Below are 19809 nucleotides of genomic sequence, written 5' to 3'. Positions count from 1 at the left end.
TTTCTTTTTCAAACAGAATAAAAGGATATCTATTCCAATTTCATTTTATCTACAAATTTTTTAATATTCAAACAAATATCCCTATAACTTTTAAATTTTTACAGTTCATTTAATTGATAAAGAGAAAAATTTACGCGGGAACTACAGAATTGATAAAAGTTAAGGGGATGCAATGCCAAGTTTAATGCGAAGAAAATTGTTTTATTTAAATTTATTAAGGGAAATATAAAAGCATCAGCACAACAGCGGTTTTCCCATTGATTTGGAATTACATACGGTTGGACGTGCTTCTCATCTCACGAATGATGGAACTTAATTTATCGGAGGAGTGAAAATATGAGTAAAAGTAATAAAGAAATTGCATTGCAAATTTTAAACGAAAACAGTATAGGCGTTATGGCTACAAATAATAACGGTGTACCGAATTCGCGCTATATGACATTTGACTATGTAGAGTCGAAATTGTATACGGTAGCACTGGAAGATTCAGATGTCGTGCGTGAAATAACTGAGTTTGGCGGTACCCACATTTTATTAGGGTATGAAGGCGAAGGAATGCTTGAAACATTTTTAGAAATCGAAGGCAATGCAGCAACAACATTAAATGATGCTGTGAAACAGAAGCTGCTTGATAAATATCCAAAGCATGCTGACGGCAATTTTGTGCTAATTCAAGTTACGCCAACACGAATGCGTATTATGAATAAAGACGGAAAAAACCAGGAAGAAATTCAACTATACTAAGGGAGGCAGTGTAATGGAAACATTAAAAGAAAAAGTACTTTCAATTATTAAGGACCATAAAATCGGGACAATGGCTACATTAAACGGACGTCACCCTTATGTTCGTTACATGACGTTTACAAACGAAGACTTCACGCTCTATGCGACAACAACTGAAGACTCTCAAAAAGTGTACGATTTAAATGAAAATCCTTATACGCATATTTTACTGGGCTATACAAAGGAAGATATGGATGCCCCGTATTTAGAAATTACAGCAAAACTAAGCGAAGTAAAAGATGATTCATTAAAGCTGAAAATCACAAACTTCTTTAAAGACGTTTTCACTTCAGAAGACGGGGATATGGTGACACTTCAATTCGATCCGATTACGATCAAGTTAATGAACGATGGTGAGCCACAGGAATTGAAGCTTTAAAATAGTTAAGTTTAGCAAGAATAAATGTCATGCTGCAAAAAACAACACGACAATAAACAAAAGCTCTTATGGCGTAGTACTGGGTACTGTCGCATAAGAGCTTTTGTATTTAGGTTAGAAGCATTGGAAAGTTAAAATTGAATTTCGGTTTACTGAACTGTATACCCAGCCGAAGCGACTCCATCTAAAACCTAAAATGATATTTGGCGCAACAAATGTCGGGAAGAACCAGAAACTATTTCCGTTTCGTTGCCAAATAAACGTATTACGGAACATACAGCGTCTTATCCCACTGGAACCTTGCTGTGAATGGCTAGCGGAAAGTTGCTGCATTTGAGGAGTAAAGCTTGGGGGCGGTCCCATCGGCATTTGGGTATTGCCGCCAGGTCCTCCACCAGAACCTCCACCAGGTCCACCTCCGGGATTACCAGGGAAGCCGCCGGGACCACCACCAGGGAAACCTCCAGGACCTCCACCAGGGAATCCAGGTCCAGGTCCAGGGAAACCACCTGGTGCTCCAGGAAAACCTCCTGGGCCTGGTCCTGGGGGAGCCGGGAAAAACTGTTGCTGAAATGGTTGTCCTTCAGTGCTCTCATCAAAGCGTTCAAACGGATTTTGATACAACAAGCATACCTTCTTTCTTAAGTATTCTTTGTAATGTATGTAAATACAGGTAAACGCCAATAGGAATTCGCCTATTAATAGACGAAATAGACGAATTACCGGAGTGATTATAATTTTCGCCCAAATTTCCTTTAGTATGTTTTGTTCAGGAATGAATTAGGGTGAATTGTTAACTAATGAAAGATAGATGATTTGAAATATATGTGTAACTGGACTAAAATCACAATGAAGATGTGAAAGAGAAGGGAATTTATTATGAAAAAATATTTGTTTGCTATCATCCTATTGTTGTTGGCGGGTTGTAGTAATGGAGAGAGTACAAATGTCAAATTTACCGAGAAACAGGCGGTACCGTTTGAAATAATGAAATATGATGAAAAAATTGCACCGATTTATGAATCGCTCGTTCCGCATATTGCCTATGCAAATACACAAGGACAATTTGAATCACTGCAAGGTCGTTTTGATGTAGACAATTTCACGATTGATATGGATGAGTATATGGCGGTATTTATTGTCACTTATTCGGGCAGCTGTGGTACGTCAGTCGATAATGTATACAAACATGGCGATTACTTGGCGGTTCAACTGATCGACAATGTTGGTCAAAAATGTGAAGACGAGGGTATGCCTCATACATTCGTACTCCAAGTAGAAAAGGGCGATTACGAAAAAGTTCAATTATATAATGGCAACATTATCAAATCTTCCATCGATGTCGAATAAATACATGAAGAGTTTTCAGCTTTGGTTATTCAAAGTTGAAAGCTTTTTTTGTGGTTTTATATATTTTGGGGCACAATTAATTGTGATTTGAAATTAAAAACTATATAATTTTCTTAAACTATAACGTGATGGTTTGAGAGCTGGAATTCTGTTAAAGGAATTAGTAACCTCACCATTATTTGTTGCATGTTCAATAGAATAGTCGGGTACATAAGAGAAAGACCAAATTATTACTACATTATTTTGGAGGTGAATCCCTCGCGCTGAGGGAAATAATTGGACGTAAACACCATATTAAACATCATTTTATTAATTATCTTTTTAGGTTTAACCGGATTTTTCGTGGCAGCAGAATTTGCTGTTGTAAAAATCCGTAAATCCCGTATTGATCAATTGATTTTAGAAGGCAATAAAAAAGCAGTCATAGCTAAAAAAGTAGCAGGGGACCTTGATTATTATTTATCTGCCTGTCAGCTCGGAATAACAATCACAGCAATCGGTTTGGGTGCGTTTACAAAGCCGTATGTAAAACAGCTGATGTATCCAGTATTTGACTGGTTAAATGTTTCGGATGTTGTTGCTTCGGCTGCTTCTTATGTCATTGCACTTGCCATTGTAAGTTATTTGCACGTAGTAATTGGTGAAATGGCGCCAAAAACGTTAGCGATCCAGTTTTCTGAGAAGGTAACATTAATGCTTGCAGGACCACTTTATTGGTTCGGTAAAATTATGTATCCGTTTATCCAGGCGTTGAATGGAACTTCTCGTATATTGTTACGAGCAATCGGTGTGAAATCAGCAGGTGAAGAGCAAGCCTATTCGGAAGAGGAACTGAAAATCATTATGGCACAAAGTTTCCAAGGCGGCCAAATCGACCAACAGGAACTGAAATATTTAGAAAATGTATTTGCCTTTGATGAACGTGTTGCAAAAGACATTATGGTGCCGCGAACAGATTTAGTGACAATCGACAAAGATATGAGCGCCGAAGAAATTATCCAAATCTTAGACGAACATAACTATACACGTTATCCGATTGTTGAAAATAATGATAAAGACCGCATTATTGGTGTCATCAATGCAAATAAGCTGCTAAGCCATATCGTTTCAAATCGCCCTGTACAGCTCGAGCAGTTTTTAACGAAAGTGCCATTTGTTTTAGGTGTGACAAGTATCCAAGACGCCCTATTGAAAATGCAGAAGGCGAAAGCGCATATGACGGTTATTATCGATGAATATGGCGGTACAGACGGTGTATTAACGATGGAAGACGTTTTGGAAGAGCTCGTTGGTGAGATTCGGGATGAATTTGACGAGGATGAAGTAGACGATATCCGAAAGTCAGGAGAAAACGAATATACGATTAACGGACGTGTTCTGCTCGATGAACTGGAAGATCGTTTCGGATTTGAGTTTGAGGACAGTGAAGAGATTGATACAATTGGCGGCTGGATTCAGCATACGAATATCGATTCCATCAAAAACGGTGAAGAACTTCAAATCGGTGATGAAATAAAATTCGACGACCATACTTGGGTCATTTCAGATATGGACAATTTTCAAATTAAAGAAGTTGTATTGAGACAATATAAACTTCAGCAGTAAAAGATCGATACTTATATGTCTTGGAGGTGAATCCCTCATATTTCGGGGGAATTAATTGGACAGTATTATAATTATAAATTTAATTTTAGTCGCGGTATTTATTTTGTTGACAGCCTTTTTCGTTGGGGCCGAATTCTCGATATTAAAAGTGCGTATGTCACGAATCGACCAGCTTATCGCAGAGGGCAATAAAAAAGCCGTCACAGCAAAAAAGGTAACACAGGATCTGGATTATTATTTATCGGCCTGTCAGCTCGGGATTACGATTACAGCATTAATTCTTGGTGCGCTAGGTGAACCGACCGTAGAGAAAATGCTTGAGCCTGTTTTTGACTATTTCAGCATTCCAGCAGCAGTTGCAACAGCCCTTTCCTATGTAATCGCGTTATCGGTTGTTACTTTTTTACACGTAGTACTTGGCGAACTGATGCCAAAGACATTGGCAATCCAATACGCTGAAAAAATGACTTTAATATTGGCACCGCCACTGTATTGGTTCGGGAAAATTACAGGACCGATTATTTCCGTTTTAAATGGTTCGGCTCGCGGACTGCTGAAAATCTTCGGTGTCAAACCGGCTGGTCACGATACAGTTTATTCGGAAGAAGAGCTTAAACTGATTGTGACGCAAAGTTATGAAGGCGGAGAGATCAACCGCACGGAGCTAGCCTATTTAGAAAATATTTTTGCTTTTGATACACGAAAGTTACGGGAAGTAATGATTCCCCGCAGTGAAATGATCACAATCGAAAAAACCTATACATTACAGCAAATTCTTGAGGTAATCGACGAATATGAATTTACACGCTACCCGGTTATTGATCGTACTAAAAATACAGCAGCCTTCATCGGCTTCGTTAACACTAAGGAAATGCTGACTGATATTGCAGCAGGACGTACGAATTCTTTCACTTCGTATATTCGTGAGATTCCTCGCTATAAAGAAACAGTAGCGATTAAAGATGTATTTTTGAAAATGCAGCAATCACGAAACCATATGGCAATTGTAACGGATGAAAAAGGGAAAACAATCGGTCTTGTGACGATGGAAGATATCCTGTCCGAAATTGTGGGAGAAATTGAAGATGAAGATGGTGGGGAAATGATCGTTCCCTCAACATAACAAAAGGTCGTAAATGATGGTCGCCTCTTCCATTATTTGCGGCTTTTTTCACGACTAAAGAAAGCTGAGTAAATAGATTATCAGAAAAGTTATCGCTATAATTAAAGTAATAAGGAGCTGAAGAAAATGCAATGTGGAGCAAAATGTTTTTTAGTGGAAATTGAGCATAATGGCGAAAAAAAGCAAGTTCAAGTCAAAGCAAGATCTTCAGTACGCGCCAGAAAAACCGTACGCATTCAATACGAAGAAGCTGTTAACATCCTGTCCGTAAAGGAAGAGAAATAAAGAGGCAGGGACATAACCCAAAAACGCTATTTTTCTAAGAGAAAAATAGCGTTTTTTTGCTAAGTGTTAAAAATTGATTTCCATTCCGGGACGCTTTCCGCGGGCGTGGCCTGAGCCTGTAGTCTCAGGCGTCACGCTATTCCCGCAGGAGTCGCCCTACATTCCAATCAATTTTTTCAATATATCCATTTCTTAATAAAGGCTTTCCTCTTATTTAGCAATAAATCTACTTATGACTCGGCCTCTTTTTTACTTGTTCTGCTTATCCAATTTTATTTGTTTGACTAAATGTACTATTAACATAATGATTCCGACTGTACAGAATAGAAGACTAAAGATAAATAATACTAGCCAAGCTGTGATGCTCCAATTGGTTGTGAAAAAGATGGAACTGATTAATAAAACTAGCCCGATAAATAACACAAGATAGCCCTTTTTAGATAATGACACGGTCAAACCTCCTTAAATACATATCATAAAAATACCATATTGTTAGCGGACTTATCTATTTAAATGGTTCCATAGAATGCATTCCGCTTATGTTACAATGCGGGAAGGAATACTAATTTAAGAAAAGAGGCGCAATATATGGTCCAGTTGCTCAATCAATTTATTCAAAAGTGGATGCCGGTATTAACACCGCTCAGTTTAGTCATCGGTGTTCTGCTTGAAAGAATCGGGACACACTTTCTTTTTCTAGTTCCCGTATTATTCGCAGTGATGACTTTTATCAGCAGTTTGAATCTGAAATTCCGCGATATAAAAGTTTTTAAACAATACCCTAAAACGATTTTATTTATGATCGCTTTTCTACATATTCTTATGCCTTTATGGGCGTTCTTTCTGGCAGAGCTCATATTCGATGATCGCCTCTTAACAATCGGATTCCTCATTTCTGTAGCCGTGCCTACAGGGGTTACGAGTGTCATATGGGTGACGATCAGTAAAGGGAATCTGCCATTATCACTCGCCATTATCTTGATTGATACTTTGCTTGCTCCGATTCTTATGCCGTTAATTTTGCATTTAGTTGTCGGGGAATCTATATCGCTTAATACGCCCGCACTTATATTTGATCTTATTTGGATGATCGTTTTACCTTCCGTATTGGGGATTCTCGTTAATGAGTGGACAAAAGGAAAGCTGTTCGAAAAATACGGAAAACCAATGTCTTTAATTTCGAAAATCTGTTTGTTCGGAATTATTATGATAAATAGTAGTGCCATTGCTCCCTATGTAAAAACAATAGACTTGGAACTAGCGAAAGTGATTACGATTGTCCTATTATTGGCAGTTTCAGGTTATGTATTTTCTCTTATACTTGGTCGTCTATTTTGGAAATCTAAGGCCGATCAGGCGACATTTGTTTTTAATGGAGGTATGCGGAATATTGCGGTAGGGGTCGTCATTGCAACTACATACTTCCCCTCAAAAGTAGCAATGCCGGTCGTTTTCGGGATGTTATTCCAGCAAGTTTTAGCTTCGATATTTTATAAAATAATCCAAAAAAATCCGGAATTAGAATAAAGAGGAATAGTAACATTGTACTGTGGAAAAATACAGTTGTATTGTTTAGTCGCACATTGTATGATTATTCTATAGTAAATTATTAAATCTAGAAGTGTTATAGAAGAATGAAGCTTCAGCAGGAGAAAGATTGTAGTGTATAATATTTCATTCACTAACTCGTATCAAACATCCAGAAGCAATGTAACAACTTAGAATAGCGGGGGAAATTATGAAAAGATTGTTCGAAAAGTGGAACAGCATTAACTTAGTAAACCGTATTATTGTAGGTATCATTATTGGGGTTATCTTAGCACTGACAATCCCTGAAACGGTAAGCGGAATTACCATTCTGGGGACTCTATTTGTTTCAGCCCTAAAAGCAGTTGCACCAGTTCTAGTATTTGTGCTTGTTATTAATGCGATTGCTTCACATGTTGGGGGCAAAGCAACAAACATGAAGATGATTCTTGCTTTATACGGTGTTGCGACATTAGCGGCAGGATTTGTCGCTGTTATGGTCAGCTTTATTTTCCCGACGACATTAACTTTAAAAACCGGTGTGGAGGATTTAACACCGCCAAGCGGAATTTTTGAGGTTTTTGAAACATTACTATTCAATATAGTGACAAACCCTGTTAGTGCCATCATGAATGCAAATTATCTTGGTATTTTAGCTTGGGCTGTCGTTTTAGGGGTTGCTCTAAAGGCTTCCAATGCGACGACTAAAAGTGTTATTGCCAACTTGTCGGATGCGATTACAAAAGTAGTACAATGGATCATTAATTTGGCGCCATTCGGTATATTAGGGATTGTATTTGAGACAGTTTCCACAACGGGTATTTCAGCATTAGGTGAGTATTTGCGGTTAATCCTAATTCTAGTAGGAACAATGATCTTTGTTGCACTTGTTGTGAATCCGCTTATTGTATTTGCGGTAGCACGCAGAAATCCATATCCGCTAATTTTCACATCGATTAAAGAAAGTGGAATTACAGCATTCTTCACACGTAGTTCTGCGGCAAATATTCCCGTAAATATGGCATTGGCTGAAAAGTTGAAGTTGGATAAGGATACATATGCTGTTTCCATTCCACTTGGTGCCAATATTAATATGGGTGGGGCAGCGATTACCATTTCTGTACTGACAATGGCTACGGCACATACAGTGGGGGTTGAAGTTAATTTCCTTACTGCGGTGATTTTAATGGTGCTGGCTGCGGTATCGGCTGCGGGTGCATCTGGAGTTGCTGGCGGCTCGCTGTTACTGATTCCTTTAGCGTGTAGCTTATTCGGGATTTCAGACGATATTGCGATGCAAGTCGTGGCAATTGGTTTCATCATCGGTGTCATTCAGGATTCTTGTGAAACAGCATTGAATTCGTCAACAGATATCGTATTTACAGCTGCAGCTGAATATGCGAAAGAACGTAAACAAAACTAAAAAAACTGTGCTGAACGGAATCGAATCTGTTCAGCACAGTTTTTTATATTCAATCAGCACTGCCGGCAGAAATATCACTATCATAACTTCCGGTATTTGAATGCTCAGCAGCAGAGAAAATAATCGTGGAGAAATCTACATCATATGAGGGTAAATCACCGATTGCTTCAGTCGATGTATAAATTTGAGTGGCTACAAGCAGCGAATTAAATTGTCTGCGATCTAATTTTAAAAAGCGGCAAATTTCTTCGTGCATATCATGGAGTGCCGGGAACTGGTGGACTTCGAACTTGGCGAGTGAAAGCAGGGCAATCGTATTGTAATGGTGCGGTTTCAGTTTTTTTTCAGTTTTTTTAATATAAGTTGTCAGTTCTTTTAACCGGGCAAAGGTTTCTTGATGAAAATCCCCTGTACCGATTGTTAAAATGACCGCTGTATTAGTCGTGTCCTTTGTTCGTTCATAACCGAATGATACAAGTGCCTGATAATACTGTTCCACACTATTTGCCAGTACTTTTGTATCTTCTGTTCGTCCGGCAAGCATCGCACTAGTGGAAAGCTTTAATGGCGCATATTTTACGCTCTGTTTGGTCATTAAATCTTTAATTAACTGATCGATTCGCTCGATATGTTGTTCCGATTTTAAATAGGCAGCCGCAATATAGCTGTCATCATGGCGGGTAAACTGCTTTGAAAGAGATTTGTGAAGATTTAAAGTCTCACCGATTTTTTCAGGTTCCTTTGCATAATGAACAAAGTATGTATTAATAATTTGAGTATTAACCCGAGCAAAGTTATACCATTTTGTATTGTTTTTGATTTGCTGACGAACTTTTTCATAATCTTCATAGTTGAATACAATATTGCGGACAGTCAGCTTCAATGCAAGGTCAATATAAAAATATTTTGCATCTGCCCCAAAATATAAAACGATTTTATCAATGTTTGTAAAAAATAATTGTAATTGAGCATTCATCCCGATCACCTCTTACTTAATACGTACGTTTTAAACGAGGAGAAGTTTCATTAAAATATTCGGGAAATAATAAAAACCGTTTACAAAATACAGCATAAATCGATAGAGTATTGTATGATAAATAAGTGATAAATCAAATATAAAGACCGTTGAACAGATTGAGAGGTAGTATAGTAATGACTCGACAACCATTTTTACCGATTATTGTCGGTACTGATATTAATGCTTATAACATGGCGATTTCTTTCCATGAAGAATATAAAATCCGTCCGATTCTAGTAGGAAAAGGTGTTTTGCCTTTTACGAACTTAAGTAATATTCCACGAGCGATTGAATATGACAAAAAACTAGGTGAACCGGATCAGTTTGCCAAAATATTAATTAGCGTTGCGAAGAAATATGAAAAAGAAGCGGAAAAGCTTATTTTAATCGGCACAAACGATTTATATGTCCGTTTAATTATTGAAAACCGTGCGATCTTAAGAGATTATTTCGTGTTCAACTATATCGATGAGAATTTAATGAATGACTTACAGATTAAATCCAATTTCTATAAGCTGTGCGAACAGTACGGAATTGATATTCCAACGACTGTATTTTATGATTGCAAAACAGATGGCTCATTTGAAACAGAGATGATGTATCCGGTTATTATTAAACCGAGTAACGGGATTGAATACAGCCGTCATCCATTTGAAGGCCAGGCGAAGGTTTTCAAAGTGGAAAGCAAAGAAGAAGTTCAGAAAGTAATCGATATGATTAAAAATAGCGGCTACAAGGAAGAGCTCATTATTCAGGATTATATTCCCGGTGATGATACAGCAATGTGGGATTCGGTTGTTTATGTCAATTCAAAAGGGGAAACACAGCTTGTATCGTTTGCACAAGTTGTCCTTCAGGAACATACGAAAACGGCGATCGGTAATTACACAGCACTTATAACGCGCTACAACGAAGAAGTGATGACGAAACTGCGGGGCTTTTTGGAAGCGGTCGGCTATCGGGGCTACGGTAACTTTGATTTGAAATACGATGAGCGTGACGGGAAATTTAAAGTGTTCGAAGTAAATATTCGTCAAGGCCGTTCAAGTTATTATATTAATGCGATGGGTCATAATTTGGCGCGCAACTTTGTGGAAGATCTGATTTATGATATTCCGAAACCTTGCTCCTATTTAAAAGGGGATGTCCTGTTTTCAGTCGTTCCGAAAATTGTATTGAAGAAATTCGTTTACGATGAAACAGTGAAAAAGGATATTCGACGTCTGATCAAGGAAAAGAAACTTGTAAATCCGTTGTTCTACAAACAGGACAAGCATTTGAAACGCAAAATCTACATGTTCATCCGTCAGGTCAATTACTATAAAAAATATAAACAAAACGTTTGGTAAATATCAGCCGGTTAACAGAAACTTTCTGTTAACCGGCTGTTTTCATTTTCTGAAAGTTTCATAGCAAAATGTTATAGTTAAAGAAAATTGAAAAGAGTGATATTTATGGCGATACATACTTTTACGTTAACAATTGACTGGCCGGGGGGACGAAATGCGGTTGGGGACTTGAAAACTGAACGATTGCAGACGCAAATTTCAATTCCACCTGAAATGGATGGTCCTGGTATTGGCACAAATCCCGATGAAATGCTGCTTGGTGCCGCAGCAACATGCTATTTAATTACATTGGCAGCAATGCTTGAGCGAAGCCAAATTGATGCAAAGCTGGATCTGAAGTCAGAAGGGCTTGTTGATGTGACAAATGGTGTTTTTACATACAAAGCGATCCATCATTATGTCGATATTGACCTGAAGAACAAAGACGATGAACGTGCTCGTCGAATAGCGGAGCGCTATGCATATAAGGCAGAAGAAACTTGTATGATTAGTAAAGCGCTAAAAGGGAATGTAGAAGTGCATACACATTTAACTTTGATCTAAAGGAGCGATTTGAATGGATTTTCTCTCAGCTATAATTCAACTGCTCATTGCATCCGCACTTATATTCTTTATTAGCGGCCGTTTAATCGGCTCACAAATAAGTTTGATGAAAAGAATATTATCCGTGCTCATTAGTGTTTCCTTAACGACCTTTGTTTTTTGGTATACATATTTGCGCGGGTCGGACTATTATGACCAGGGAATCGTTTCAAATGTCGTCAACATGACAACAATCATCTGGCTCGGTAGTATGCTTCTCATTTCGATGCTGCTATATCTGTTCTTTGAGCTGTTTGATTCGATAGAATTGAATGAAAACGGCACACCTGTCGGCAGACGTTCCTATTTTAAAACACTCATTACGTATTGGAAGCGTCAAAAACGTTTACGTGAAGTCGTGGGGATTGCTGTAACAAACGGAGTCACACGGACGATGAAATATGCCCGTGCCCGCGAAGATGAACGTGAACTGGCAAAAGCATTACGGGATACACTTGAGCAGTGCGGCGGGGTATTCATTAAATTTGGACAAGTCCTGTCAACACGTAAAGAGCTCTTGTCTCCGATATTTATTGATGAACTTGAAAAGCTCCAGCAACATGTAAAACCCCTTTCCGAACAGCAAATTGACCAACTAATTGCCGAAAACTTCAATGCAGGAACGAATCAAATTTTTTCCTATATAAGTAAAACACCGTTAGCATCCGCTTCGATCGGTCAAGTACATAAAGCGGTGTTAAAGGAAACAGATGAACCTGTCGTTGTGAAGTTTTTACGGCCTGACGTGAAAAATATCATGCAGGATGATCTATCGATTTTAATGGAGTTTGCCAGATGGATTACGAGCAAATCGCAGTGGGCTGAAAACTTAGGATTTTACGATTTGGCAAAAGGCTTCAGCATGGCATTGAAGGAAGAAATTGATTTTAATATCGAGGCACGCAATATGGAGCAGGTTGCCAAAATTGTAGAACGCGGCAGTATCGATGTGAAAGTGCCGAAAGTATACCGGGAATGCAGCAATTCCAATGTTGTGGTGATGGAATATATAAAAGGGAAGTCCGTTACAGTAGCAAATGAAGTATTTACGGATTTGGGCATTGACCGTCATCAGTTTGCCAAAACATTATTGTATTCGTTTTTGGAGCAAACGCTTATTTCTGGAATTTTCCATGCTGATCCGCACCCGGGGAATATTTATATTGAGGAAACAACAGGTCGTGTCGCAATCCTCGATTATGGGGCTGTCGGCCGTTTAGCTGAATTGCAGCAGGAAGGATTAAAGTACTTCCTTGTCGGAATCCATCAAAACGATGCAGCGCTTGTTGTTGATGGAATTGCCCAGCTTGTGGAAAATGCCGAGCAGATCAATCAGCATGAAATGGAACAGGCGATCAGCCAGATTCTGCTGAAAATCAACTATGTGTCGACGATCCCGACAGATGAGCTCATGTACTCCATTTTCTCTGTTGTGCGTGAATTTGGACTCCATTTCTATCCATCCGTCAATGTGGCATTACGTGCCATTGTAACATTGGACGGTACATTGTCTGTTATTTGCCCAGGATTCAGGATTTTCAGTGAAGTAAAAGACTTCTCCAATGATTATTTGAAATCAAGCTTCCTGAAACCGTTCAAACATCCGGTTGAGACGAAAGACTTAATCGAAGAAGAACTGGCACTGATGTTGCCGAATATACGGAAAATACCGCGCCGCCTTGATCAGTTGTTCAGAAAAGTGGAGAGCGGGAAAATCATTTTGCATCACGATATTTTTTCGGATAAAGCCAATTCCATGTTTGTAACACAGCTGTTTTCACGGTTTGTGTTGCTGATGGTCGGAATTACGTTTGGGATTATATCGGTTGCATTGCTGGGAATCTCGCAATTTATTCATAATGCCTATGCAATTTATTTAAATACGGCTGCTTATTTAGGTTTGTTTTTATGTGCGATTTTGCTCGTGCGGTTATCGATTCAAGCAATCCGAGATATGAAGCGTACAAAGTAGAGGTCCTATTACAGGATCTCTATTTTTTTATCCTTCTTCGCTTTAGCACTTCACTATAATGAAATACTAAATCACTAGAAGGTTAACGTATTAGTAGGTGAACAACTTTTTAGAAATAAAACGTACAAAGCCTTTAAAATAGGTATTTTCAACTTAACTTTTGTTTTAAAGGTAAAATATTAGTAGCAATTAACTGCTATTTAAACAATAATAAATTTAAGAGATAAGAATATTTAAAGGGGTGCGGTAAATGATTCAGTTAAACGGACAAAATTTATCGATCGAACAATTGGGGAGCATTTTATATAATGGGGAAAAAATAGAGATCGCGGAAGATGCGAAAGTACGCGTTGTTAAAAGCCGTGACGCAGTGGAAAGGATTGTCCAGCAGGATAAAACCGTATACGGGATTAACACAGGGTTTGGAAAGTTCAGCGATGTGAAAATTGCAGAGCACGAAGTAAGCAAGCTGCAAGTTAATTTAATACGTTCCCATGCATGCGGTTTCGGGGAGCCTTTTTCGGAACACGTTGCAAAAGCGATGATGGTGCTTAGATTAAATGCATTATTAAAAGGGTTATCGGGTATTCGCTTGGAAGTGCTGGAACGGCTGTTATGGATGGTTAATGAGAACGTCATTCCTGTAATTCCACAGCAAGGTTCACTTGGAGCATCCGGAGATTTAGCACCACTTTCTCATTTAGTTTTGGCGGTTATCGGCGAAGGGGAAGTATTTGTAAATGGTGGTAAACAACCGTCACATGAAATATTTGAACATCGGGGATTGCCGAAAATTGAACTGCAGGCAAAAGAAGGTCTTGCATTAATCAATGGAACACAGGCAATGACTGCACAAGGCGCCGTCAATTACTTGGAAGCGGAGAAGCTCGCTTATGCGAGTGAATGGATTGCCTCCATGACGATGGAAAGTTTGTACGGGATAATCGATGCCTTCCATCCAGCTGTTCATGAAGCGCGCGGTATGCAAGAACAAATGGCCGTTGCAGAGCGTATGCGTGATTGGTTAAAGGACAGTAAGCTCATTACACATCAAGGGGAAAAGCGGGTGCAGGATCCGTATTCGCTTCGCTGCATCCCGCAAATCCACGGAGCGAGCTGGCAAGTATTGAATTACGTCAAAGAAAAGCTCGAAATCGAAATGAATGCGGCAACAGATAATCCGCTCATTTTTGATGACGGCGGTTTGGTCATTTCGGGAGGAAACTTCCATGGACAGCCGATTGCGTTTGCGATGGACTTTCTGAAAATCGGGATGGCGGAGTTGGCCAATGTATCGGAGCGCCGGATTGAACGATTAGTAAACCCGCAGTTAAATGAAGGGCTGCCTGCATTTTTAAGTGCAAATCCAGGACTTGAATCAGGCGCGATGATATTGCAGTATAGCGCAGCAAGTTTAGTATCCGAAAATAAAACTTTGGCACATCCTGCATCGGTCGACTCCATCCCGTCTTCTGCGAATCAGGAAGATCATGTATCGATGGGTACGACAGGATCTCGACATGCGCGCATGATTATCGCCAATGTAAGAAATGTACTGGCAATTGAGGCATTTTGTGCAGCGCAGGCAGTGGAATACAGAGGGGTAGAGAACATGTCGCCAAAACTGCGGGAAAAGTGGAAGGCGATAAGGGGAATTGCGCCTGCCATGACAGAAGACCGTATTTTCAGTCGGGATATTAACCGTATTATTGAATACTTAAAACCTTATATGTAAGTTATTGTGAACGCATTTACCTTCCGAAGTTTGCTATAATATATTTCTATCAGCAAAAGAGGAGATTACTATGACAAAACCACATTTACTAATTATTGACGGCATGGCGCTCTTGTTCCGTTCGTTCTTTGCCTCTGCCGCCATGAATCAATTTATACGACTTGATGATGGAACACCTTCCAACGGGGTACAGGGATTTGTCCGTCATGTTTTAACCGCCCAAAACTTAATGAAACCTACTCATTTAGCTGTATGCTGGGATATGGGTGCTCATACGTTCCGCAATGACCTGTATGAAGGGTATAAAGCAAATCGCCCTGCACCACCAGAAGAAATGTTGCCGCAGTTTGATATGGCAAAAGAAGTTTCGGCTATGATTGGGTGGCAAAATTTTGGTACAGCCGGCCTTGAAGCAGATGATTTAATTGGTTCCATGATTGAAAAGTGGAAAGATGAAGCACAGATTACTGTTATTAGTGGAGATAAAGATTTACTGCAATTATTAAACCCCTCCACTACAATGGCATTTACGAAAAAAGGGTACACCGAGTACGATATGTATACAGAAGGCCGTTTTATCGAGGAATATGGTATTGCACCGAAACAATTTGCAGAAGTAAAGGCTTTTATGGGAGATGCAAGTGACGGCTACCCAGGCGTTAAAGGTATCGGGCCAAAAACAGCACTTCAGCTTATTCAAAACCATGGTTCCATCGATGGCGTATTGGCTGCATTGCCGACTTTAAAGCCGGGGCAACGTATTAAAATAAGTGAGAATGAGCAGATGTTAAGGCTTTCTCATCAATTGGCAACAATTGATTGTTCAGCATCGATTGAATGTGATTTTGAAGCATTGCGTTTGACTGACTATAAGCCGGAATTGTTCGAACTGATTGAGCAAAGAGGCTATCGTCTAATTGCCAAGCATGCAAGGGCAATTTACAGATAAAAATGAAAAAGCGCTGTGCCGAGTGTCAATTTGACGTTCAGCACAGCTCTTTCTTTAATCTGAAGTTATACGTTCACCTTTAACTTTTACAAGCTCCACATCCAATTTACGGATTGTTGATTCATCGAGTGGGATTTTCCCACCTTTCTCGTATTCTTTCCAAGCCTTCACATTTTTACGGTACAGTACTTCCGATAACCGGTATATATCCGTGTCGAATTCTAATGAAGCTTTATATGTTTGTTCAATTTCTTTCTTTACTTGTTGTTCAATCTCTTTTTTCAGTGAATCCATTTTCTGCTGATTAAGTATTTCATTTGTTTGAACGACCAGTTTAACATTAATATCAAATTGTATTTTATTTTCGTTTACAACAGGGATAATTTCTGTATGCACCTCGTCAACGGTTGTCGTTGTATAATGTTCTTCAGATTCCTCATTTTTAACCGTAACATCTGAGCGCTTTGTTTGGTCAATCATCCACTGCACACCGTTCAGATCATCTCCTAATAAATTTCCCTTAAAGCCAGTATCCCTATGCAGAATACTGATGCCTTTAAAAGTGTAAACCGGATCTGGTCCATCTTCCTTCGACCAGTTTTCACTAAGATCCACCAAAGGTATTTTTGCTTCATAACTAGGCTCATTTAATTCGATCATGAGCTCACGAAATTGAATTGGACGTATTCGTGATGATTGGTTATAGGAACTTAACGGATCTGAAAGCTTGGAAAGTGTAATAGATTTATTAATAATCGGTGTGATGAGCAAAACTTTATCAAGGGGCGAATTCGTCATATAAGCCAAAGTTGTATACCTTAATTCCCGATAACGAATAAATGAATTTACGATTGGTTCAACTTTGTTTTCCTTTGCAATATTTTCAGAAAAAATAACATATTTTAGATGCCCTAAAAAAACACGCTCATCCATCGTTTGATATAAATTAAAAAATGCTTCATCAAATGTCCGCCCTCTAGCAACCCCGACTTCAGCCTGTGTTGCATCTGGATTTGGCTGTTCGCTTTTGGCAATATTGGTAAAGGCAACGATTTGTGCATAAATTTCATATTGTTCATCTTTATAATCAATTCCTAGCCCGTGAATATAGTACATACGTTCAGCTTGATTCGTATCCCAGCATCCTGTAAGTAGCAGCAACAAAGGAAATAAGAGGTATTTTTTCATTTTGTATTATTTTCCTTTGTTTTATCTTTAACATTCAATAGATCCGGACGTTTATTATTCGAAGTTGGTGGTGGACGGAAGAAGGACATTTTTAAATTATTCCAGCTTAAATTAGCGGCAACATTTAAATAAGGCACACCAAAAACACGAATATTTGCTATATAAACAAGGCATATATAGATCGAGAGGAAAAATCCGAACAGCCCAAATATCGATGTAATAATTATAAATACAACACGCAACATACTGATTGTAGTAACGAAGGATTGATTGACGAGTGTAAAAGTGGCAATTGTTGAAATCGCAATGACCACGATCATAGCCGGGCTCGTAATCCCTGCCCGAATGGCTGCATCTCCAATAATTAACCCTCCAACAACACTAATCGTTCCACCTAATATACTTGGTAGACGCAATCCAGCTTCTCGAAATAATTCAAACATAAATAACATACCAAGCATTTCCAAAGCTGAAGGGAGCGGTGAGCCGGTGTTTGCTTGTACAACCGTCGCAAGCAATTGAATGGGGAGCTGCTCTTGATGAAAGGTTGTTAACGCAAGCCAAAAAGCAGGGAGCAAAAGTGCGATTAAAATGCTCACTAGTCGTAATAACCTTTCCAATGAGCTGTAGATAGGCGGATAATCATTATCCTCACCGGACTTGAGTAATACTAAAATATTGATCGGTGTGATAATTGCATATGCAACCCCGTCGACCAAAATAACATATCGGCCAGCTGTAAGAGATTGCATTGCAAAGTCGGGCCGGCCAGTTGTATCATTGAGCGGAACAAGATATGAACTCTTATTAAAACGTTCAAGCAATAATTCTCCACTTAAAATGACATCTGTATCAATTGCTGAAAGCTGCTGTTTAATTTGTTTTAATATGGATAAATCTGCAATGTCGTTAAAATATAAAATCGCCACCTTTGTTTTGGAGCGCGTTCCGATTGTCATTTTCTCCACGGATAATGAATTTGTCGGCAGTCGTTTGCGAATAAGTGCAATATTAACACCTAAATCTTCAATGAAATTATCCCGGGGTCCCTTTATAAGTACTTCCAGATTAGTCTCTTCCGGGCTTCGGTTCGGTTTGTTTTCAATATTACTACATAACAAAATCTTTAAACTTTCAATATAAATAAGGATAAACCCGCTAAATACATTCGTAACGGCCTCTTGTAAATCATCAATTTTCTGTAGCTGCGGAAGATGTAGCTTCTGCATTAAAATGGCTTCATCAAATTCATCTATTTGCTGGCATGCAACCTTTAATCTCGGTACGACTACTTCATTGAATAAATGATTGTCTGTCATTGCCTCACAAGTTATGAGCATCACATTACTTGCAGGAAAGTCGAATGTCTGAAAGCGAATATCAGCACAATTGTCAAATTGCTCTTTTAAGGTAGTTTGTTCAATCATCATTTTCCACCTTTCGCTTTGTATTTCGATTCACAATTATAAAGAGAATAATTGATAGTATTAAAAAGAAAATAGTAGTGCTTATTAAAAAATACTGCCCCTTCCATTTACTAAATATACTGTCATCGAGTAAAAAAAGCGGTAGTGATAAAAAAACAAAAATGGGCACAATATACTCCCATATTTTTTTCTTTTGTCCTGTAATCCCCAACAGCTCGATCGCAATGAACAATATAAAGCCGATTCGGACAAAGGCCCCTGTCAGCCACTGGTAAATAGAAAAGAAATCCACATGGTTAATGTAGCTGCCAATTGAAGCAATACGCCATTCTTCATAAGCCGGATAGAGTTGTTTGGCCGCTTCAACCGGTCCGAATTCCGCAATGGCCCCAATTAATGGTCCCATTGTTAAACCAAGAAGTAAAAATAGCATAAGTAGTAAGTGGGTATATTTCAGTTTAGTTTTAAAATGATGCTGAATGAAGAGCAACAAATAGATTTCTACAAAGCCTGAGGCAGGGTATAACATCGATTTAAAAACAGGTGAAACCCCATGCTCAAGGAAGGGTCTTAACAATGAATAATCTTTTACCTGAATGTTCACAAAGGCAACAAAAAAACCAAGAACTACGACCACGAATAACACAATAACATTGACCATTGTTATCGTTAATATGGAAGAAGTGGCAAGTAAAAAGCAAACAACTGTAAAGAAGAAAAACAGCAGCAAAACCGGTGTATTGAGTAAAAAAGTTGTAGATACCCACTGTAATGTTTCATGCATCGTAATAACAGCCATTAAAATTAAATAAAAGACGGTGACATAAATGAGTATATTACCAAATCGAGGATGATTTTTTAGTAAGTATTCGCGAACAGATTCATCCTTTATTTTCTTTAATGTGAAAAAAGGAAGCAGTAACCAAGGTATAATTAACAGAGTTGATACAATAACAGATATCCATGCATCTCTACCTGCTCCATTAATTAAAGAAGGGATGATAGTAACGTGGTTCTTTAATCCGATAAATGTCATTGTCAAAAAAATAATATGTAAAAGACTGATTGAGCCAATTGATTTCATAATTTTTTCCTCGCATTTTTTATACAGTAA

The 19809-nt window shown here is 38.6% G+C and carries 18 protein-coding genes; 13 read left to right on the top strand and 5 right to left on the bottom strand.

Features of this window, described 5'->3' with window-relative positions:
* Positions 1 to 336: 336 nt before the first annotated feature.
* Together MKY51_RS13620 and MKY51_RS13615 are read left to right on the top strand one after the other, a co-directional pair.
* Positions 337 to 744 carry a pyridoxamine 5'-phosphate oxidase family protein gene (locus MKY51_RS13620; protein ID WP_339172943.1) on the top strand — a complete coding sequence of 136 codons (408 nt, stop codon included), beginning with the start codon at positions 337 to 339 and terminating at the stop codon, positions 742 to 744.
* Between the two features lie 13 nt (positions 745 to 757).
* Positions 758 to 1162, top strand: coding sequence for a pyridoxamine 5'-phosphate oxidase family protein (locus MKY51_RS13615; protein ID WP_339172940.1), 405 nt, complete (start codon positions 758 to 760; stop codon positions 1160 to 1162).
* A 114-nt stretch (positions 1163 to 1276) separates the two neighbouring features.
* On the opposite strand, the gene MKY51_RS13610 is transcribed toward MKY51_RS13615, so the two are convergent.
* Positions 1277 to 1786 (bottom strand): hypothetical protein, encoded by a 510-nt coding sequence (locus MKY51_RS13610; protein ID WP_339172938.1) that lies wholly within the window; start codon positions 1784 to 1786, stop codon positions 1277 to 1279.
* A gap of 255 nt (positions 1787 to 2041) precedes the next feature.
* On the opposite strand from MKY51_RS13610, the gene MKY51_RS13605 reads away from it, so the two are divergent.
* The 6 genes from MKY51_RS13605 (at position 2042) to sstT (ending at position 8475) form a co-directional block, all read left to right on the top strand.
* Positions 2042 to 2512 carry a Fe-S oxidoreductase gene (locus tag MKY51_RS13605; protein WP_339172935.1) on the top strand — a complete coding sequence of 157 codons (471 nt, stop codon included), beginning with the start codon at positions 2042 to 2044 and terminating at the stop codon, positions 2510 to 2512.
* A gap of 276 nt (positions 2513 to 2788) precedes the next feature.
* Positions 2789 to 4117 carry a hemolysin family protein gene (locus MKY51_RS13600; RefSeq protein WP_339172932.1) on the top strand — a complete coding sequence of 443 codons (1329 nt, stop codon included), beginning with the start codon at positions 2789 to 2791 and terminating at the stop codon, positions 4115 to 4117.
* A 55-nt stretch (positions 4118 to 4172) separates the two neighbouring features.
* On the top strand, positions 4173 to 5240 hold the full coding sequence (locus tag MKY51_RS13595; RefSeq protein WP_339172930.1) for a hemolysin family protein: 1068 nt from the start codon (positions 4173 to 4175) through the stop codon (positions 5238 to 5240).
* Between the two features lie 126 nt (positions 5241 to 5366).
* Positions 5367 to 5525, top strand: a complete 159-nt coding sequence (locus MKY51_RS13590) for a hypothetical protein (RefSeq protein ID WP_339172928.1) — start codon at positions 5367 to 5369, stop codon at positions 5523 to 5525.
* 588 nt (positions 5526 to 6113) lie between these two features.
* The gene (locus MKY51_RS13585; RefSeq protein ID WP_339172926.1) at positions 6114 to 7052 is read left to right on the top strand and encodes a bile acid:sodium symporter family protein; all 939 of its coding nucleotides are present in this window, start codon (positions 6114 to 6116) and stop codon (positions 7050 to 7052) included.
* Between the two features lie 211 nt (positions 7053 to 7263).
* Positions 7264 to 8475 carry a serine/threonine transporter SstT gene (gene sstT / locus MKY51_RS13580; RefSeq protein ID WP_339172924.1) on the top strand — a complete coding sequence of 404 codons (1212 nt, stop codon included), beginning with the start codon at positions 7264 to 7266 and terminating at the stop codon, positions 8473 to 8475.
* A gap of 49 nt (positions 8476 to 8524) precedes the next feature.
* Here the strand turns inward: sstT and MKY51_RS13575 are convergent, their stop codons facing one another.
* Positions 8525 to 9451, bottom strand: coding sequence for a DUF4003 family protein (locus MKY51_RS13575; protein ID WP_339172921.1), 927 nt, complete (start codon positions 9449 to 9451; stop codon positions 8525 to 8527).
* Positions 9452 to 9627: 176 nt separating this feature from the next.
* Between MKY51_RS13575 and MKY51_RS13570 the strand changes: the two genes are divergently transcribed.
* The 5 genes from MKY51_RS13570 to MKY51_RS13550 all read left to right on the top strand — a co-directional run bounded on the left by MKY51_RS13570 (position 9628) and on the right by MKY51_RS13550 (position 16080).
* Positions 9628 to 10842 (top strand): carboxylate--amine ligase, encoded by a 1215-nt coding sequence (locus MKY51_RS13570; protein WP_339172919.1) that lies wholly within the window; start codon positions 9628 to 9630, stop codon positions 10840 to 10842.
* 105 nt (positions 10843 to 10947) lie between these two features.
* Positions 10948 to 11385, top strand: a complete 438-nt coding sequence (locus tag MKY51_RS13565) for an SACOL1771 family peroxiredoxin (protein WP_339172917.1) — start codon at positions 10948 to 10950, stop codon at positions 11383 to 11385.
* Between the two features lie 13 nt (positions 11386 to 11398).
* Complete coding sequence (locus MKY51_RS13560; protein ID WP_339172914.1) at positions 11399 to 13396, top strand: AarF/UbiB family protein; 1998 nt, start codon at positions 11399 to 11401, stop codon at positions 13394 to 13396.
* A 250-nt stretch (positions 13397 to 13646) separates the two neighbouring features.
* Positions 13647 to 15131: a histidine ammonia-lyase gene (hutH, locus tag MKY51_RS13555; protein ID WP_339172912.1), complete on the top strand. Its 1485-nt coding sequence runs from the start codon at positions 13647 to 13649 to the stop codon at positions 15129 to 15131.
* A 70-nt stretch (positions 15132 to 15201) separates the two neighbouring features.
* Positions 15202 to 16080, top strand: a complete 879-nt coding sequence (locus MKY51_RS13550; protein WP_339172910.1) for a 5'-3' exonuclease — start codon at positions 15202 to 15204, stop codon at positions 16078 to 16080.
* A 54-nt stretch (positions 16081 to 16134) separates the two neighbouring features.
* Here the strand turns inward: MKY51_RS13550 and MKY51_RS13545 are convergent, their stop codons facing one another.
* From MKY51_RS13545 to MKY51_RS13535, 3 genes are read right to left on the bottom strand one after another with little or no spacing between them, the layout of a single operon-like run.
* Positions 16135 to 17268, bottom strand: coding sequence for a Ger(x)C family spore germination protein (locus tag MKY51_RS13545; RefSeq protein ID WP_339172906.1), 1134 nt, complete (start codon positions 17266 to 17268; stop codon positions 16135 to 16137).
* The gene (locus MKY51_RS13540; protein ID WP_339172904.1) at positions 17265 to 18695 is read right to left on the bottom strand and encodes a spore germination protein; all 1431 of its coding nucleotides are present in this window, start codon (positions 18693 to 18695) and stop codon (positions 17265 to 17267) included. Before MKY51_RS13540 ends, MKY51_RS13545 begins: the two co-directional genes overlap by 4 nt.
* Positions 18688 to 19779 carry an endospore germination permease gene (locus MKY51_RS13535; RefSeq protein WP_339172901.1) on the bottom strand — a complete coding sequence of 364 codons (1092 nt, stop codon included), beginning with the start codon at positions 19777 to 19779 and terminating at the stop codon, positions 18688 to 18690. The genes MKY51_RS13540 and MKY51_RS13535 overlap by 8 nt, the downstream gene beginning before the upstream one ends.
* Between the last annotated feature and the right edge of the window lie 30 nt (positions 19780 to 19809).

The sequence above is a fragment of the Solibacillus sp. FSL R5-0691 genome, from assembly GCF_037974225.1.
GTDB lineage: Bacteria > Bacillota > Bacilli > Bacillales_A > Planococcaceae > Solibacillus.
The sequence above is the reverse complement of the archived record's forward strand: the minus strand, read 5'-3'. Positions and strand labels throughout refer to the sequence as shown.

What these genes read in the sequence shown, in the direction of transcription:
- MKY51_RS13620 (WP_339172943.1), top strand. Translation starts at nt 337, where the DNA reads ATGAGTAAAAGTAATAAAGAAATTGCATTGCAAATTTTAAACGAAAAC.
- MKY51_RS13615 (WP_339172940.1), top strand. Translation starts at nt 758, where the DNA reads ATGGAAACATTAAAAGAAAAAGTACTTTCAATTATTAAGGACCATAAA.
- MKY51_RS13605 (WP_339172935.1), top strand. Translation starts at nt 2,042, where the DNA reads ATGAAAAAATATTTGTTTGCTATCATCCTATTGTTGTTGGCGGGTTGT.
- MKY51_RS13590 (WP_339172928.1), top strand. Translation starts at nt 5,367, where the DNA reads ATGCAATGTGGAGCAAAATGTTTTTTAGTGGAAATTGAGCATAATGGC.
- MKY51_RS13585 (WP_339172926.1), top strand. Translation starts at nt 6,114, where the DNA reads ATGGTCCAGTTGCTCAATCAATTTATTCAAAAGTGGATGCCGGTATTA.
- sstT (WP_339172924.1), top strand. Translation starts at nt 7,264, where the DNA reads ATGAAAAGATTGTTCGAAAAGTGGAACAGCATTAACTTAGTAAACCGT.
- MKY51_RS13575 (WP_339172921.1), bottom strand. Translation starts at nt 9,451, where the DNA reads ATGAATGCTCAATTACAATTATTTTTTACAAACATTGATAAAATCGTT.
- MKY51_RS13570 (WP_339172919.1), top strand. Translation starts at nt 9,628, where the DNA reads ATGACTCGACAACCATTTTTACCGATTATTGTCGGTACTGATATTAAT.
- MKY51_RS13565 (WP_339172917.1), top strand. Translation starts at nt 10,948, where the DNA reads ATGGCGATACATACTTTTACGTTAACAATTGACTGGCCGGGGGGACGA.
- MKY51_RS13560 (WP_339172914.1), top strand. Translation starts at nt 11,399, where the DNA reads ATGGATTTTCTCTCAGCTATAATTCAACTGCTCATTGCATCCGCACTT.
- hutH (WP_339172912.1), top strand. Translation starts at nt 13,647, where the DNA reads ATGATTCAGTTAAACGGACAAAATTTATCGATCGAACAATTGGGGAGC.
- MKY51_RS13550 (WP_339172910.1), top strand. Translation starts at nt 15,202, where the DNA reads ATGACAAAACCACATTTACTAATTATTGACGGCATGGCGCTCTTGTTC.
- MKY51_RS13545 (WP_339172906.1), bottom strand. Translation starts at nt 17,268, where the DNA reads ATGAAAAAATACCTCTTATTTCCTTTGTTGCTGCTACTTACAGGATGC.
- MKY51_RS13540 (WP_339172904.1), bottom strand. Translation starts at nt 18,695, where the DNA reads ATGATTGAACAAACTACCTTAAAAGAGCAATTTGACAATTGTGCTGAT.
- MKY51_RS13535 (WP_339172901.1), bottom strand. Translation starts at nt 19,779, where the DNA reads ATGAAATCAATTGGCTCAATCAGTCTTTTACATATTATTTTTTTGACA.